At 56.8% G+C, this 16,673-nt stretch carries 13 protein-coding genes; 5 read left to right on the forward strand and 8 right to left on the reverse strand.

Annotation, left to right across the window (positions count from 1 at the left end; translation table 11 throughout):
- Position 1: 1 nt before the first annotated feature.
- Entirely contained in the window at positions 2 to 1,150 is a 1,149-nt protein-coding gene (gene dusB, locus J2S62_RS08575; RefSeq protein WP_310175810.1) for a tRNA dihydrouridine synthase DusB, read from the reverse strand.
- A 312-nt stretch (positions 1,151 to 1,462) separates the two neighbouring features.
- On the opposite strand from dusB, the gene J2S62_RS08580 reads away from it, so the two are divergent.
- From J2S62_RS08580 to J2S62_RS08590, 3 genes are all read left to right on the forward strand, one after another.
- Positions 1,463 to 2,485, forward strand: coding sequence for an LLM class flavin-dependent oxidoreductase (locus J2S62_RS08580; RefSeq protein ID WP_310173668.1), 1,023 nt, complete (start codon positions 1,463 to 1,465; stop codon positions 2,483 to 2,485).
- An 81-nt stretch (positions 2,486 to 2,566) separates the two neighbouring features.
- Positions 2,567 to 4,327: an AMP-binding protein gene (locus J2S62_RS08585; protein WP_310173670.1), complete on the forward strand. Its 1,761-nt coding sequence runs from the start codon at positions 2,567 to 2,569 to the stop codon at positions 4,325 to 4,327.
- Between the two features lie 35 nt (positions 4,328 to 4,362).
- Positions 4,363 to 5,433: a DUF998 domain-containing protein gene (locus J2S62_RS08590; RefSeq protein WP_310173672.1), complete on the forward strand. Its 1,071-nt coding sequence runs from the start codon at positions 4,363 to 4,365 to the stop codon at positions 5,431 to 5,433.
- A gap of 2 nt (positions 5,434 to 5,435) precedes the next feature.
- On the opposite strand, the gene J2S62_RS08595 is transcribed toward J2S62_RS08590, so the two are convergent.
- The 3 genes from J2S62_RS08595 to J2S62_RS08605 form a co-directional block, all read right to left on the reverse strand.
- A complete protein-coding gene (locus J2S62_RS08595) occupies positions 5,436 to 6,998 on the reverse strand; it encodes a fatty acyl-CoA synthetase (protein ID WP_310173674.1) in 1,563 nt (520 codons plus the stop codon).
- 77 nt (positions 6,999 to 7,075) lie between these two features.
- Positions 7,076 to 8,230, reverse strand: a complete 1,155-nt coding sequence (locus J2S62_RS08600) for an acetyl-CoA C-acetyltransferase (RefSeq protein ID WP_310173678.1) — start codon at positions 8,228 to 8,230, stop codon at positions 7,076 to 7,078.
- A gap of 48 nt (positions 8,231 to 8,278) precedes the next feature.
- On the reverse strand, positions 8,279 to 9,040 hold the full coding sequence (locus J2S62_RS08605) for an SDR family NAD(P)-dependent oxidoreductase (RefSeq protein WP_310173679.1): 762 nt from the start codon (positions 9,038 to 9,040) through the stop codon (positions 8,279 to 8,281).
- A gap of 426 nt (positions 9,041 to 9,466) precedes the next feature.
- On the opposite strand from J2S62_RS08605, the gene J2S62_RS08610 reads away from it, so the two are divergent.
- Complete coding sequence (locus tag J2S62_RS08610) at positions 9,467 to 11,224, forward strand: AMP-binding protein (RefSeq protein ID WP_310173683.1); 1,758 nt, start codon at positions 9,467 to 9,469, stop codon at positions 11,222 to 11,224.
- Positions 11,225 to 11,353: 129 nt separating this feature from the next.
- On the opposite strand, the gene J2S62_RS08615 is transcribed toward J2S62_RS08610, so the two are convergent.
- Genes J2S62_RS08615 through J2S62_RS08630 form a run of 4 tightly spaced genes read right to left on the reverse strand, consistent with a single transcriptional unit; the run spans position 11,354 to position 15,599 of the window.
- Positions 11,354 to 12,127 carry an enoyl-CoA hydratase-related protein gene (locus tag J2S62_RS08615; RefSeq protein WP_310173685.1) on the reverse strand — a complete coding sequence of 258 codons (774 nt, stop codon included), beginning with the start codon at positions 12,125 to 12,127 and terminating at the stop codon, positions 11,354 to 11,356.
- Between the two features lie 2 nt (positions 12,128 to 12,129).
- Positions 12,130 to 13,008, reverse strand: a complete 879-nt coding sequence (gene mmsB, locus J2S62_RS08620) for a 3-hydroxyisobutyrate dehydrogenase (RefSeq protein WP_310173687.1) — start codon at positions 13,006 to 13,008, stop codon at positions 12,130 to 12,132.
- A 9-nt stretch (positions 13,009 to 13,017) separates the two neighbouring features.
- Positions 13,018 to 14,079: an enoyl-CoA hydratase/isomerase family protein gene (locus J2S62_RS08625; RefSeq protein WP_310173689.1), complete on the reverse strand. Its 1,062-nt coding sequence runs from the start codon at positions 14,077 to 14,079 to the stop codon at positions 13,018 to 13,020.
- 8 nt (positions 14,080 to 14,087) lie between these two features.
- Positions 14,088 to 15,599, reverse strand: coding sequence for a CoA-acylating methylmalonate-semialdehyde dehydrogenase (locus J2S62_RS08630; protein WP_310173691.1), 1,512 nt, complete (start codon positions 15,597 to 15,599; stop codon positions 14,088 to 14,090).
- Between the two features lie 351 nt (positions 15,600 to 15,950).
- Between J2S62_RS08630 and J2S62_RS08635 the strand changes: the two genes are divergently transcribed.
- Positions 15,951 to 16,655, forward strand: coding sequence for a class I SAM-dependent methyltransferase (locus tag J2S62_RS08635; protein WP_310173693.1), 705 nt, complete (start codon positions 15,951 to 15,953; stop codon positions 16,653 to 16,655).
- Positions 16,656 to 16,673 lie beyond the last annotated feature (18 nt).

Consider the following 16,673-nt stretch of genomic DNA (forward strand, 5'->3'; position numbering starts at 1 on the left):
TTTAGCCTCCTGAAATGTCCAGTTCGGCTTCGTGGATTTGGGCTCGGTGTTCATCGGTGATGTCTTGGGATTCGAGCCAGCCTTCTGGCAGGTGCGGTTTCTTAGGTGCCCCTGCACGGCCACGTGGGCCTTCGGCATCAGCTCCGGGATAGGGGACGCTGCGGTCCACGGTATCCAGCAGTTGCCGCAATTGAGCCAGAGTCTCGACCGCGGTCAACGCCCGGCGCATCTCCCCGCCGACCGGGTAGCCTTTGAAATACCAGGAAACGTGTTTGCGAATGTCTCGTAGAGCTTTGTCTTCGTTGCCACCGAAAGTATCGACCAGCAATTCAGCATGGCGGTACAGCACATCGGCTACGGTGCCTTGATCTGGATGGAAGCGTTCCTGTGAGCCGCTGAATGCGTTCTGGACGTCACCGAATAGCCAGGGGCGTCCTTGGCAGCCGCGACCGATCACCACCCCATCGGCCCCGGTGTATTCAATCATGGCCATCGCGTCTTCTGCCGACCAGATATCCCCGTTGCCCAACACCGGTACTTCGGTGATGGCGTCTTTCAACGCTGCAATCGAGTCCCAGTTGGCTTGGCCTGAATAGTGCTGCCGCATGGTGCGCCCGTGGAGTGCTACCGCTGAGACGCCGACATCAACAGCACGTCGGGCTGCTTCAAGATAGGTCAGGTGGTCTTCATCGATACCCCGACGCATCTTGATAGTCACCGGGATGTTGGCGCGTTCTGCTTCTTTGACAGCGCCGGCGACGATCGCGGTGAACAGATCCAGCTTCCAAGGAAGCGCGGAACCGCCACCATTTCGGGTGACTTTCGGGACCGGGCAACCGAAGTTGAGGTCAATATGATCGGCTCGATCTTCTTCCACGATCATGCGTACCGCCTTGCGGGTATACACCGGATCGACCGAATAGAGCTGCACGGAGCGTGGGACTTCGTCGGGATCGTGTTCGATAATGCGCATCGATTCCGGGTGGCGTTCTACCAGAGCCCGAGCTGTAACCATCTCAGACACATACAAGCCGCCGCCGTATTCTCGACACAGCCGTCTGAACGCTTTGTTGGTAATCCCGGCCATCGGAGCAAGCACGACTGGCACGTCGAGTGTGATGTTGCCGATGCTCAACGGTGGCATCTGCATGGCAGGCGCCGACGGAGCCGGGTGTGGTGCGCCCTGGTCTCCTATGCCGCGTTCTCGCGTGGAGAATGCTGGTCCGGGAGTGGCTGTCTTTGATGAAACGCTAGTCATAACATGACAAGTATCCCAGATTCCAGCTGAAACACCCAGCGGAGCCCTGAGCCTGTGGAGAAATCTCACCAGGGGCAACACGTTGGCTCAGAAGTTATGATGCAGCTATTGCGGTGCCCAGGTGCTTGCAATACCAACGTAGCCTCCAGACGAGAGCGCCATCACAAGTGGAATACGGGTCTTGTCTGGCGCGTTCCGTCAGGTATGACGAAGAAAATTGGGTTCTTGAACTTTGGACATTTCGGGTATGACCGCGTCAGCGGCTCGGTGGACCCGAAAGCAGCACTTGATGACCAGCTCGCCATGACGGTGGCGGCAGAACAGGAAGGTCTCGACGGCGCCTGGATCCGGGTGCATCATTTTCAATGGATGTTGTCGGCACCATTTCCGACACTTGCCGCAATGGCCGCCCAGACCAGCACGATTGAACTGGGTACCGGTGTCATTGATCTACGATACGAGAACCCACTGTATTTCGCTGAAGAAGCCGCCACGACGGATCTCATCGCCGATGGGCGCTTGCAGCTCGGGATCTCGCGTGGCTCTCCTGAGGCTGCAGTCGACGGGCAAGAACAGTTCGGGTATACGTTAACGCCTGGTCAGACCTGGCATGATGTGGCCCAAGAACGCGGCCAACGTATTCGTGCTGCCATCGGAGGGGAACCGGTGGCCACCGGCGATCCGCACTCCCCGTGGTCTCCTGGTGGTGCAACGGACCTGGTGACACAACCACAATCACCGGGTTTAGTGCATCGTCTGTGGTGGGGCTCGGGGTCTACCAGCTCGGGGATTGTCGCAGGGCAACAAGGCTACAACCTTTTATCCTCGACGCTGCTGCTCCAAGATGACGGCCGGCCATTTCATCTCCAACAAGCCGACCAACTCCGGCGCTACCAGGACGCTTATGCCAACTCAGGATATGAGACCGGTGGCAAGACAGCAGTAACGCGGTCGATGTTTGCATTGCGCTCCGTGCAGGATGAACGCATGTTTGGTCACGCCGGTAGTCAGCGCGATCAGGCTGGCCAGTTGGAAGGCGGCCCCGCCCGTTCTGGACCGACCTACGTCGGAACCATAGAACAACTGGCTGAGACACTTTCGCACGACGAGGCAATGGTCGAAGCGGATTACATTCTATTCGCGAATCCGGCTCAGCTGGGTCCCGAACGAAACCGAGAGATCTTCGCCGGCTGGATGGAAGTGTTCAGAATGCTTGGCTGGAAATAAACCCCTCATCCCGAGAACTCGTGAGCGGGTTGATTAGACTATCGATGTTGAACATGCTCGGCGTTAGGATCTTCATTGACTGTGACTGAACAATATCGTGCCGCCCGTGACCGTCTCATGGCGCTCAGCCCCACCGAGGTCGCTGAGGAATTCACTTGGCCTGAGTTCAAGCACTTCAATTTCGGACTGGACTGGTTCGATGCCTTGGGTCAAGACCCCGCGCGAGCCGATCAGCCCGCACTCATCGTGACCGGAGATAGCGGCACGCAGCAATTGACGTTTGCCGAGCTTTCGGCCCGTTCCACCCAAGTAGCCGGTTGGTTTCAAGCCCAGGGAGTCACTCGGGGCGATAAATTCATGATGATGCTCGATAACGAAGTCGAGCTATGGGAAGCAATGCTTGCCGCCATCAAGATTGGCGCAGTGATCCTCCCGACGACCGCGATGCTCGACGCTCAGGCGTTAGCCTCACGAATTCGGCGCGCCGGAGTCGACTGGGTACTAACGAACCAAGACAACATTCACAAATTCGAAGAACTGGCAGCGCACGGAGTAGACACCGAGCAGCTGGGAATTTTCGTCACCGGTCAGACACGGGTCAATGGCACGTACCACTTTGCTGATGCTTATACCTCGACCTCCGCGTTTACGGTCGACGGCCCCACTCCGGCCGATGCTGAGATGCTGGTCTACTTTACTTCCGGTACCACCAGCGAACCCAAGATGGTACTCCACACGCAAGCCTCTTATTCCGTAGGCCACTTCTCCACGCTCTACTGGTTGGGTTTGACCGCAAACGACGTACATCTTAATATCTCTTCCCCGGGTTGGGGCAAACACGCATGGTCATCCTTCTTTGCACCCTGGATAGCTGAGTCGACCATCCTGGCGGTCAACTACGCTCGGTTTGATGCCGAAAAGATGTTGGAAGTGATGGAAGAGTTCGCTGTCACCAGCTTGTGTGCACCTCCCACGGTGTGGCGCATGCTGATTCATGCTGATATGGCTCAACTCCCCCACCCGCCAACCAATGCGGTGTCCGCTGGCGAGCCACTCAATCTGTCAACGCTGCAACAAGTGCGTGACGCTTGGGGAGTCACGATTCGTGACGGCTACGGCCAGACAGAGACGACCTTACAAATCGCGACCACCCCGGGCCTCGAGGTCCCGGCAGGGGCGCTCGGGATACCCTTGCCGGGGTTCCACATTGAACTCGTAGACGAACAGACCGAGCAAATCATCACCGGCGCCGGTTCCGGACAAGTCGCCATACGGCTCGATCCCAAACCCGTTGGGCTCACCCCAGGCTATTACCTGGATGAGGAACGTAACCTGCAGGCATTCGGTCAGGGTCTCTATCTCACCGGGGACCTGATGGCCCGCGATACTAACGGGGTGTATTCGTATATCGGTCGAGCCGACGATCTTTTCAAAGCCGCCGACTATAAGCTATCCCCATTTGAACTAGAAAATGGGCTCATGGGGTATCCGTCAATCTCAGAAGTCGCTGTGGTCCCTAGCCCAGATCCGATCCGAACCGCCGTACCGAAAGCATACGTGGTCCTGTCACCGGGTTACTCCCCCACGGCCGAAACTGCCAAGGACATCTTTGCGCACGCCCGGACCGCGCTGCCGCCCTATGCACGCCTGCGGCGGCTTGAATTTGTCACGGCCTTACCTAAAACAGTCTCTGGTAAAACCCGTCGCGTGGCGCTTCGCCAAGAAGAGATTGACACGCATGGTGAGTACGGCCAGTACACCAAGGAAGCTTTGGCGGCCCGTACTTCCACCGAAGGTTTCGGACACGAATACACTGACGCCCAGTTCCGGGCCTCCTCCTAAGGGAACCGGCATAGACCCTGGGGTTTGCTGAAACTATGAGCAGCATCGAACGGGCCCTTCACGAACAGACCCTGGCATTCTGGGCCACTGTCGGGTCCTTTGTACTCGGAGCCGGCACTGCGACCATCGTATTTTGGGATCAGGTGCGGCCTTTTGCAGGTGAGGGGTCCGTCATCGGTCCGATGGCACTCATTAGCGCAGGCATTGCTGTGTTGGCATTCGTGCTGAGCTCATTTCTGCACCGGCACGGCGAAACACAATTTATGCCCGCGTGGCAATTGTGGGTCTCGAACCTGTCATTTATCGCTTTGACCGTTGCCTTTGGTGGCGTCACAGGGCTCAGTGTTTTATTGGCCGGACAGCTATTAGAGGCGGGCTTACCAGGACTGCAGCTGGGAGCTGTTGGCGGTGGCCTTCTGACGGGAGTGGCGGCTGCCTTGGGTGGCCGGTTGTCGTTCCAAGCCGGGATAGATCTCAGTACCCGAGACCTCGCTGCGTTGCTGTTCACATTCCTTATTGTCGGGACAGTTTTCGCCATGCTCACCGAAGTCGACTCCACCTGGTGGGAACGCAACTATTCGCAACTGGGCATCGGCGCTGGCGCCTGGGCTTTCAATGGCACCTTGATTATGGCCGGGTTGTTAGTAGCAACTATCGGGTCGTATATCGGACGGGATCTGCATCGTTTACTCAACGACGCGGCCATCCCTAGGATCACTGTAGTGGTGGTCTTCTGGCTGGTGACGGGATTGGCTCTGGCGGCTGTGGGCTGGTTCCCGCTGGACACCCGCCCCGTTTCCCATACCACCGCCGCCTTTGCTGCCTTGGTGTTATTAGTGTGCACAGCTGGGTTCACACTATATGTCCTACCGATCCGCCCATTTGTGCTGCAGGCTGTGACTGTCCTCCTGCTGGGATTAGTGGCAGTCGCGGTGGTGGTGACTTTCGTCTTTCCGCTCTTGTCGGTCACCGCACTAGAAAGCATCGTGGTAGGTCTGGCCTTGTTATGGATGACGACGTTTGTCCGCGTGCTAAGTATCCTGACGCCGAATCGTTCGGTCGCTTCCCAACGCCGCCACTTGCTGCAACGCCAATCGGCGCGCTAGGACTATTTCAGTTCACGTTTGAGGAGTTTGCCGGACTGGTTGCGCGGAAGTTCCGTGACGAATTCAATGTGACCGGGGACTTTATGGCGTGCCAGGTATTTTCTTGTCAGGTCTCGAATGTCCTCGTCGGTGACGTGATCATACCCGTCTTTGAGCACCACAACAGCAGTGACTTGTTCGATCCATTTTTCGTGGGGGCGCCCGACGACGGCCACTTCGGCTACCGCTTCATGGCGATAAATGGCGTCCTCAACTTCACGGGATGCTACGAGCACGCCACCGGTGTTGATCACGTCTTTGATCCGATCGACCACTTCGATATAACCCTCTTCATCGATCACCACCAGGTCGCCGGAACGGAACCACCCGTCCATAAATGCTTCGCGCGTCTGATCGGGCTTATTCCAATACCCGGAGAACAGTTGTGGTGACCGGTATTGCACTTCGCCAGGCACTCCTGGGGCAACGTCTCGGCCGGTTTCTGGGTCCACGACGCGCATCTGAACTGTACCCACTGCTCGACCAGCGGATGCTGGACGCGCATCATGTTCTTCTGGTCGCAAGACCGTACAGAGCGGCGCCATCTCACTTTGTCCAAAACAGTTATAGAACCCGATCTCCGGATACTGGTCACGAAGACGCTGCAAGACCGTCACGGGCATGATCGATGCCCCATATTGAACTTTCGTCAGGGTCGACAGATCGCGGGAGCCAAGGTCGGGGTGTTGTGACAGCGGGACCCAAACAGTGGGAGCCAAAAACAGCGAGCCAATGTGTTCAGCTTCAATACGCTCCAGAATCTCAGCGATATCGGGCACCCGAATTAACCGGATGGTGGCGCCGAGGAACAGATACGGGATAGCAAAGACATGCATTGCTGCCGAGTGATACAACGGCATGGCGATCAACGGGTTGTCATCACGGGTGAAATCCAACGCAGGAATCACACCGTTATAGTGCGCAAGCAGTGCACGGTGCGTCAACATCGCACCTTTGGGAGCCGAGGTCGTCCCTGAGGTGTACAGCAGCTGGGCAAGGTCCGATTCTTCTGCGGCATCGAAATCGTGTGTCGTCACGAGCTCCGCTACCGACTCCCCGGTTTCCAACCCGGTCTCAATGTGGTGCAACATCTCCGACATCCGGACCACATGTTTCAACTGCGCTGTCTGCTCGATATCATCGACGGTGTCAGCGTATTCGTCATCCACGATCAACACCGCCGCGTCGCTATCGGTGACCAAGTACTCAAGTTCGGGTCCCGTGAGTGCGAAGTTGATCGGGACATGTACCAACCCAGCCCGTGACGCAGCAAGGAACAAGATCAAAAAGGTGTCCGAGTTTTTGCCCATCACTGCGACCCGGTCACCCGGTTGCAATTGCAGGTCTCGAAGCTGGGCGGCAGCGACCGTGACGGCCTGATCGAGTTGCCGATACGTCCACGTCCTGTCTTGGTACTTCAACGCGGTGGTATCGCGCTGAGTCGCAGCGACTCGGGCGAAGTGTAACGAGACAGAGCTTCGTTGGCTTACACGGATCTGCTCATCAAGGGTGGGTGTCGAGGTCATAGGTTAGGCTCCTGCGTACTATCGGGGCATCTCTTGGGTCGTCGCGCGTAACGCGTAGGCAGTTCTGACAGTTCTATTTAGGAATCGAGACGTTCGATGATCGTGACGTTGGCTTGGCCGCCACCTTCACACATGGTTTGCAACCCATAACGCCCATCATTGTTCTCCAAGGTATGCAGCAAGGTGGTCATCAGGCGCGCACCGGTTGCGCCGATGGGGTGGCCCAGTGCAATCGCACCGCCGTGAATGTTCACTTTAGCCATGTCCGGGCGGAGTTCTTTTTCCCAGGAGAGGACCACGGAGGCGAATGCTTCGTTGATCTCGATGGCATCGAAGTCTTCGATCTCCATGCCCGTACGTTCTAGAGCATGACGGGTCGCACGAATCGGGGCCGACAGCATCATGACCGGATCGTCAGCGCGGGCCGAGATATGATGGATCCGCGCTCGCGGGACTAGACCGTATTCTTTGACAGCACGTTCCGAGGCGATCGTCAGAACAGCGGCAGCATCACTAATTTGTGAGGCTGTGGCAGCGGTGTGGATGCCGTGTGGGCGCAACGTCTGCAGCTCACGCATCTTGGCCCGGTTTGGTGTACGCGGCCCTTCGTCATCGCGCAGCCCTCCCAAGGGCATAATCTCTTCCGCGAAGAAACCGGCTTCTTGAGCGGCAATCGCCCGACGGTGTGATTCGGCAGCAAACGCTTCAGCCTGCTCTCGGGTAATCCCCCACCGGTTGGCCATCATTTCGGCACCGTGAAATTGTGAAATCGTTTGGTCACCGTACCGATCAGCCCAGGCCTTCGAACCAGCAAACGGGTTGGGATAGCCCTGATCTTTCATGATCGAATTGGCGGTTCCCAGCGGGACGGTGGACATATTCTGCACACCGCCTGCCACGACCAGATCTGCTGTCCCAGACATTACAGCCTGAGCCGCATAGTGAATGGCCTGCTGTCCAGAACCACACTGACGGTCGATCGTTGTACCGGGAACGGCTTCAGAGCCTCCAGCAGCCAGCCACGCAGTCCGAGCGATATCAAAAGACTGCGGGCCGATTTGGTCGATACAGCCTAAGATGATTTCGTCGTATTCGGTGGTGTCTACACCGACGCGGTCGAGCATGGCCGACAGTGGAACCGCGGCGAGATCTGCAGAATGAATATCAGCCAATGCGCCATTGCGGCGCCCAACAGGTGTGCGAAGCGCGTCGACTATGTATGCTTCCGACATCGGTTTCCTCCTCAGGGAGTCAATCTGTAGTGGTGCGGTGTTGTGCGTCTACCGGGGGCCCATTCGCAACGCCCCATCCATCCGGAGGGTGTGCCCGTTGAGGTAGTCATGGCGAATGAGATCCAGCACGAGCTCGGCATATTCATCTGGGCGTGCCAGGCGCGATGGAAATGGCACCGATGCTTCGAGGCCCTGGCGGAACTCCGGGGTAATTCCCGCCATCATGGGCGTTTCAACGATGCCAGGGGCGACCGTATTGACCCGAATGCCATGTGAGGCCAGGTCGCGAGCTGCTGAGATGGTCAATGAGTGCACCCCACCTTTTGAAGCGGCGTAGGCTGCTTGCCCTATTTGTCCCTCAAATGCTGCCACGGAGGCCGTGTTGATCACAATACCGCGCTGTCCGTCATCGTCGACGGGCTCTTGTTTGGCGATGAGTTCGGCACCAAGTGTCATGACGTTGAATGTTCCCAGTAAGTTCACATTGACCACGTTGGCGAACTGGTCAAGATCATGCGGGCCCTTGCGAGACAGGATTCGTCCCGGAGTGCCGATACCGGCGCAGTTGATGACCGCACGCAGCGGTGCATCCCCGTGCTCCACGATCGAGATGGCGTTTCGGATGGACCCGTGGTCGGTGACATTGACTTCCATATACTCCACGTTGTCAATGCGATCGGCTTTTTCGATTCCGGCGGCTAAATCAAAGGCATAGACTTTGGCGCCCTTGGCAGCTAATGCTCGTGCAGTGGCTGCGCCCAAGCCCGAGGCTCCTCCGGTGACGATGGCCGCCTGACCCTGAATGTCCATGATGTTCCTCTCTATCCAGCAGACATACTCGCTAGATGCCTGTGCTGGTCGGTGAGTGCGTGGTGAGTTGTCTTCTTCAGTATGTATGACTTCGGCAACGTTGAGAATCTTTGCTATCTCGCGTCGGAACGACGAACGCAAAGCTCTACTGAGTCCCTCGTCACATCCTAGTCATTGCACAAGCGTACAGTGAAGCACCCCACACCGAAAGTTCTTTTTACCTACCTCGGCAATCACCGCACATGGCCTGTGCAGCAATGACCACCGTGGCATTATCGAGCATGTTCTGGCCCCCTGCCATCAGACCAAACTGCCGGCTCGTGGATGTCATGTACGACTCTGCGCGGCAAAAACGCTCTTGGACCACAGCGGATCGATGTACGCTGGATCACACTCAATGTTCGTCACACGGCTCAAAGGAGACCCATGTCAGTAACGGATGACTACCGGCAGGCACGCGATCTTTTATTAGCACACCGGACCGACCTGCAAAGCGCACACGAGAAGTTCTCGTGGCCACGATTCGAACAGTTTAATTTCGCGCTGGATTGGTTTGATCAGGTAGCAGCCAGTCAGGAGCGCGCTCAGCAGGACGCTCTGGTAATTCTGGAAGAAGACGGCTCTCGGTATAGCGCCACCTATGCGGACCTGTCGCGACGTTCCGCCCAGGTAGCCAACTGGCTTCGCGGTTTAGGCGTCAAGCGCGGCGATGGTGTCATTGTGATGTTGGATAATCAATTCGAATTGTGGGAGACCATGCTGGCGGGGCTCAAGCTTGGGGCGGTGTTGTTACCCACTACGGTGATGTTGGCGCCAGAACAGCTCCAAGAGCGACTTGATCGATCGGATGCCCGTTGGGTCGTCACCAACCCCGCCAATACCCAGAAGTTCGATGCGGTGACCGGTCACTTCAGTGTGATTACTACCTCGACCGACCAACTGCCCGATGACGCGGTCCATCCACAGTATCGCTATACGGATTCGTATCAAGCCGCAGAGAACTTTGAAGCAATGGAACCCACCCCGGCTGATGATACCGCGTTGATCTATTTCACGTCGGGGACGACCTCGCGTTCAAAAATGGTAGCCCACACCCATGTGTCGTATCCCGTGGGTCATTTGTCTACGCTGTATTGGATCGGCCTGGAACCCGGCGATAAACATCTCAATGTTGCCTCGCCGGGCTGGGCCAAGCATGCTTGGTCAAACTTTTTTGCGCCACTGATTGCTGAAGCCACCATCTTCATTTTCAATTACGCGCGCTTTGATGCTGAACAGCTCATGCGGGTTATGGACGCCGAGGGGGTTACCTCGATCTGTGCACCACCCACCGTATGGCGAATGATGATTCAAGCTGATCTGACCAAGATGACGAAGCCTCCCACAAAGGTTCTCGCAGCCGGCGAGCCGTTGAATCCCGTGGTGATCGAAGCGGTAAACACCGCATGGAGTGCTGATATCAGAGACGGTTTCGGACAGACCGAGACAACACTGCAGATCGCCAACACCCCCGGACAGAACGTCAAACCAGGGTCCTTGGGACGGGTGCTGCCAGGTTATGAGGTGGTCCTGATCGATCCAGCAACAGATCAGCTGATCGAAGGGCCCGGTGAAGGGGAAGTCTGTCTGGTCACCGACCCCAGACCGGTTGGCCTGATGGCTGGCTACCACAAAGATCCCGAGAAGACTGAGGCAGCCTTCTTCGGGGGCTACTATCGGACCGGAGACATTATGGAACGAGATGCCGATGGTATCTTCACCTATGTGGGCCGGGCCGACGACGTGTTCAAAGCATCGGACTATAAACTGTCACCGTTCGAATTGGAGTCAGTCATCATTGAGCACCCAGCGGTCTCGGAAGCTGCGGTGGTCCCCTCCCCTGATCCGATCCGTCTGTCGGTGCCCAAAGCATACGTGGTGCTAGCTGAGGGTTATACTCCGGAGCCTTCCACTGCTAAGGACATACTTGATTTCACGGCTCGGAAACTCCCGCCATACGCCAAGATTCGACGTTTGGAATTTGCTGAATTGCCGAAAACTATTTCGGGCAAGATCCGTCGCGTGGAGCTGCGCAAAAAAGAGATAGCCTTTCATGGAGCCGATGGGGAGCTGACGGCCCAAGCCTTAGCCAGCAGAAGCACCACCGGCGGTTATGACCACGAGTACTCGGCCGCAGAGTTTTAACAACTCCAAAAACGCCTGAGGTCACCAAACAAACTTTCGTTTGGTGACCTCAGGCGTCGAATGGTTAAACCACGACGGAGTGAGCCGATAATTGTGGCTGACTCCGTCGTGCTAGTTCAACGGCTAGGCTTAGCAGTCTTTGAACTGGGCCTTGCGTTTATTGGCGAAAGCATCCATACCTTCTTTTTGATCCTCAAGGGCAAAGAGCGGATGGAAGGTCCGGCGCTCAAACAGCACACCTTGTGACAACGTCGTTTCAAACGCCGCATCCACGGCCTCTTTAGCAACCATCACCACTGGGCGAGACTTGGCTGCAATGGTCTGCGCTATTTCCATCGCGGTGTCAAAGACTTTATCGTCTTCAACCAGACGAGCGACCAAACCGGCGCGTTCAGCCTCTTCACCGTCCATCATGCGACCGGTGAGCACCATATCCATAGCTTTGGCTTTGCCAACGGCTCGGGTCAGGCGCTGGGAGCCACCCCAACCCGGGATGACACCCAAATTGATCTCAGGCTGTCCAAATTGCGTCTTCGGTCCAGCGACCATGATGTCTGCCATCATCGCTAACTCGCAGCCGCCACCCAGCGCATAGCCATTGACTGCAGCAATGATAGGCAACCGTATCGCGGTAAAGCGATCCCAGCGAGCCGACCAGTCGGCCATATGCATCTCGACGAACGATTTATCGGCCATTTCTTTGATATCAGCGCCTGCGGCGAACGCCTTCTCATTGCCGGTGACGACAATAGCCATGATGTTCGGGTCAGCTTGGAAAGTCTCTGCGGCCTCAACGAGCGCGGTGATGACCTCAACATTGAGTGCGTTGAGAGCTTTGGGACGATTGAGCCGGATGATACCGACACGATCAACGGTTTCGGTCAAAATAACGTGGTCTGACAACGTTAGCCTTTCTTCTTGGTGGCAATGATGGCGGAAAAGTCTTTACCTGCATTATCTTCAGTGTTGAACTCAGTGTACGCCTGAAACGCAGCCAGTCCGAAGTCTGCTGGTGTGCCGGTCGCTTCGATAGCTGACTTCGCAAGATTGAGATCTTTTGCCATCAGAGCGGTTGCAAAGCCAGGCCGGTAGTCATTGGAGGAGGGAGCTTCTGGTACTGGACCCGGAACTGGACAGTTCGTACTGACTGCCCACGACTGTGCCGCTGAGGTAGACATAACGTCATAGAGTGTCTGATGACTGAGTCCCAGATTTTCACCCAGACTGAACGCTTCAGCTGCCCCGATGGTATTAATCGCCAGCGCCATGTTGTTGACGATTTTTGCAGCTTGGCCGGTTCCGGATTCTCCGGTGTGCACAATTTTTCGCCCCATGACTTCGAATAATGGTTTGGCTTGCTCAAAGTCAGCTTGGTCGCCTCCGACCATAAAGGTCAGGGTACCCTGATCGGCACCTTTTGTACCGCCAGAAACAGGAGCATCCAGTGCTCGGTGGCCTGCTTCGCGCGCCAGTTCGGCTGCACGTCGTGCATCATCAACTGCAATAGTGGAAGAGTCGATGAATAACGTGTCAGGCTGAGCGGCCGCCAACAGCTCGTTTTGATACGCCTCCAACACATGCTTGCCGGCCGGGAACATTGTAATGACCACATTCGCGCCCTCTACAGCAGCACGAGCCGTGTCGGCAGGCGTTACGTTGTGTTCGGCAATGGCCTGCGTGGCTGACTCCACCACATCGTAACCAGTCACGTCGTATCCGGCGTTGGCAAGGTTTCGTGCCATAGGGAAACCCATGTTTCCAAGGCCGAGAAAAGCTATTTTCATTCTTTGTCCTTACGATTCGATGACAAGATCGTCGATACCCTCGACGGGCTGAAAGAAGGCTTCGACGAGTTCATCGGTGACCTCTTCTAAGGTGGCCGGGGACCACTGAGGGTTCCGGTCTTTGTCGATGAGCTGTGCACGAATGCCTTCGGCGAGGTCGGGACCAGCTACAGCATGCATCGTGGTGCGAAGATCTTGCGTCAGGGTTTCGGCTAGGGTCTGTGTTTTCGCCCGCCGGATTGCTTCCAATGCGACTTTCATCCCGGTGGGTGAGTTTCGTTGCAGAGCTTTGAGCGCTTTGTGGGCCACTTCGTTGCCTTGCTCTGCTGTTTCTCGGACCGCCGCGATAATATCTTCGACGCTGTCCTGACCGAAAGCCGTTTCTATCCAGTGGGCCTCGGTTTCCAGCGCCGAGGGTGTCGGCTGGTTGAATTCGGCCAAGATGTTGTCCACCTCGTTGGCTGCCTGAACGTCTTCGAGGCGTTCGATGAGCTCGTCGAGGCGCGCATCGGGTATCAGCACGTCAGCCATGCCCGCGTAGACGGCATCAGCGCCGGAAATGTGCGTTCCGGTCAGGGCCATATAGTTGCCGATATTGCACGGTGCGTTGGCCAAATAGTACGGGCCGCCTACGTCGGGACTGAAGCCGATCCCGACCTCAGGCATGCCCAGCCTGGTCGAGTCGGTGACCACTCGATGTGAACCCGAGACTGCAATACCGACTCCCCCGCCCAGTACTAGCCCGTTCATGATGGCGATATAGGGTTTGGAGTACGCGTAGATGCGATGGTCCAGTGTGTACTCATCGCGGAAGAAGGGCACGATTCCGGCGAGATCGTTTTTCGCTGCGCTGTCGTGCAAGGAGACAACATCGCCGCCGGAGCATAAGCCACGGTCGCCAGATCCTTGGATCAGGACAGCGTGGATCGCGTCGTTCGTTTCGAATGACGTGAGCGCTTCGTCGAGTAGCCCAATCATGTTGTAGGATAGCGCGTTGACCGCTTGGGGACGGTTGAGCGTGATGACGCCCAGACCGCCCCGGACGGATGTTAGAACTTCGTCGTGTGACATGTATTCCTTTACTGAATCGGCATGATAAAGCTGGCGTCTTCCTTCACGCCGGATGGCCAGCGCGAGGTGACGGTCTTGGTGCGGGTTACGAATTTGAACGCGTCGGCACCGTGCTGGTTGAGGTCTCCGAAGCCGGAGGCTTTCCATCCACCGAAGGTGTAGTAGGCAATCGGGACGGGGATGGGCACGTTGACCCCAACCATGCCAACATTGACCCGGCGGGTGAACTCTCGAGCGGTGTCACCATCGCGGGTGAAGATTGCCACCCCGTTGCCGTATTTGTGGTCCGATGGCAGCGCGAGGGCCTCTTCGAAGTCAGCGGCTCGGACAATGGTCAGTACCGGCCCAAAGATTTCATCGGTGTAGATCGTCATGTCTTTGGTGGCACGGTCGAAGATGGTCGCTCCGACATAGAACCCGTTTTCGTGACCTTCTACCTTCACACCGCGGCCGTCCAATACCAGTTCGGCGCCTTCTTCGACACCTGTGGCGATGGCCTGTTCAATGCGGGCTTTGGCTTCAGCAGTTACGACCGGACCGAAGTCTGAAGTGGGATCCAGCGACGGGCCGACTTTGAGGTTCTTGGCTTTTTCTGCAAGCTTTGCGACCAAGGCATCAGCGGTTTCTTGGCCCACTGGGACTGCGACGGAAAGCGCCATACACCGTTCTCCGGCTGCACCAAAAGCGGCTCCGATCAGGGCGTCTGCGGCTTGATCTAGGTCAGCATCAGGCATGATAATGGCGTGGTTTTTTGCACCTCCGAAGCACTGTGCGCGTTTGCCGTTGGCGGCTGCTGTGGTGTAGATCGATTGGGCAATCGGCGTGGAACCGACGAAACCCACTGCTTCGACATCCGGGTGATCTAGCAGCGCATCGACGGCGGTCTTGTCACCGTTGAGCACTTGGAAGACGCCATCTGGCATACCGGCCTGTTTGAAGAGATCAGCCAGCATCAACGGTACCGAAGGATCCCGTTCGGAAGGCTTCAGGATGAAAGCGTTTCCAGCAGCAAGGGATGGGCCCGCCTGCCACAGTGGAATCATCGCTGGGAAGTTAAACGGTGAAATGCCAGCGGTGACGCCCAGTGGTTGACGCATCGAGTAGGTGTCAATGCCGGTACCGGTCTGGTCAGAAAATTCGCCCTTGAGCAGGTGCGGTGCCGCCATGCAGAATTCAATGACTTCCAGCCCGCGCTGGACATCGCCTTTAGCGTCATCGAATGTTTTCCCGTGCTCATTGGACAGAGCCGTGGCCAGCTCATCCATATTCTCGTGGGCTAGATCTACGAAACGTCCAAGAATCCGTGCGCGTCGTTGATGGTTGAGTTGCGCCCATCCGATCTGTGCCTGCTTCGCGATCTCGATTGCCTCGTGCACTTCTTCTGCCGTAGCCAGGGGTACTTGAGCAGCTACTTCGCCGGTGGCTGGGTGATAGACATCAGCAAAGCGCCCCGATTTCCCTTCGACGGCCTGGCCGTTGATGTAGTGGCTCAGGGTTTGTTGCGTCAGTGTCTGTGTCATCGTGTCCCTTTCGACATGAACGGCACCGCAGGAAAGTCCCCCTGCGGTGCGCTAATGATGCTCGTGCCGCAACAGCATGTTCTGTTGCGTGCGTTATGTCTAATATGCCACTTATTCGGTGGTGTACGCCACAGTTACAGCTTGAAAACCGCTGACCAATACCTCACAGCTGATGTGCATGCATGCACAATGCTGCTGCCAGACTGTGCATAAATCGATGGATGAGCTTGAGCCTCACCCTGGTTGTTCATGCGCCCCGTGAGCTCCGATGTGAACCCACAAGGAGTCCGCGAATCTTGCCGAACGTGGAATACGGCACTCGGTCACAGGAGGCACTCCTACAATGGGCATATGTCTCACGAGGAATTTCTTTCGACCCCCGACTCCGCTCACACCTTTTCGCTCTCTGCCACTCCGAAATCAGCGGCCGATCAGCCAGCCGAGCCCAAGCGTGAACTGAATAAGTGGCGTCAGGCAATGCAGGATCCGACGCATTCAGAACGCTATGCCCAACGATGGGAACGCCTGGAAGCTGCCGGCAATGACATCGATGGTGAAGCACGAGCCATCGATGCGCTCGCCTCGCGAGGTTCCACCATCTTGGATGCCGGTTGCGGGAACGGACGGGTCGCCGGTTATCTGGCATCAGCTGGCCATCACGTCACAGGCATCGATTTGGACCCTCATCTGATCAAAATCGCCACGGAGAAATACCCTCAGGCGCATTTTGAGGTAGCAGACCTCGCCAACTTTGCGGTGCGGGACGATTCTGACGACATCATAACCTTCGACATCATTGTATCGGCGGGCAACGTCCAGACGTTCTTAGCAGACTGGGAGCGCATCCCGGCCCTGGTCAATGTGGCACAGCATATGCACGCCAGTTCCCGTTTCATTACCGGGTTTCAATTGGCGCGCGGTTACTCCAACCAACAGTTCACCTCGGATGCTGCACAAGCCGGTTTAGAGGTCTACCAACGCTTCGGATCCTGGCAATTTGAGCCATTCGATGAAGACGGCGAGTTTCTCATGGCCGTGCTGCGACTCAAGCCATAGTTCACCTGACCTACTCAG

This window comes from Enteractinococcus fodinae (genome assembly GCF_031458395.1).
In the GTDB taxonomy this organism is placed as follows: Bacteria; Actinomycetota; Actinomycetes; order Actinomycetales; family Micrococcaceae; genus Yaniella; species Yaniella fodinae.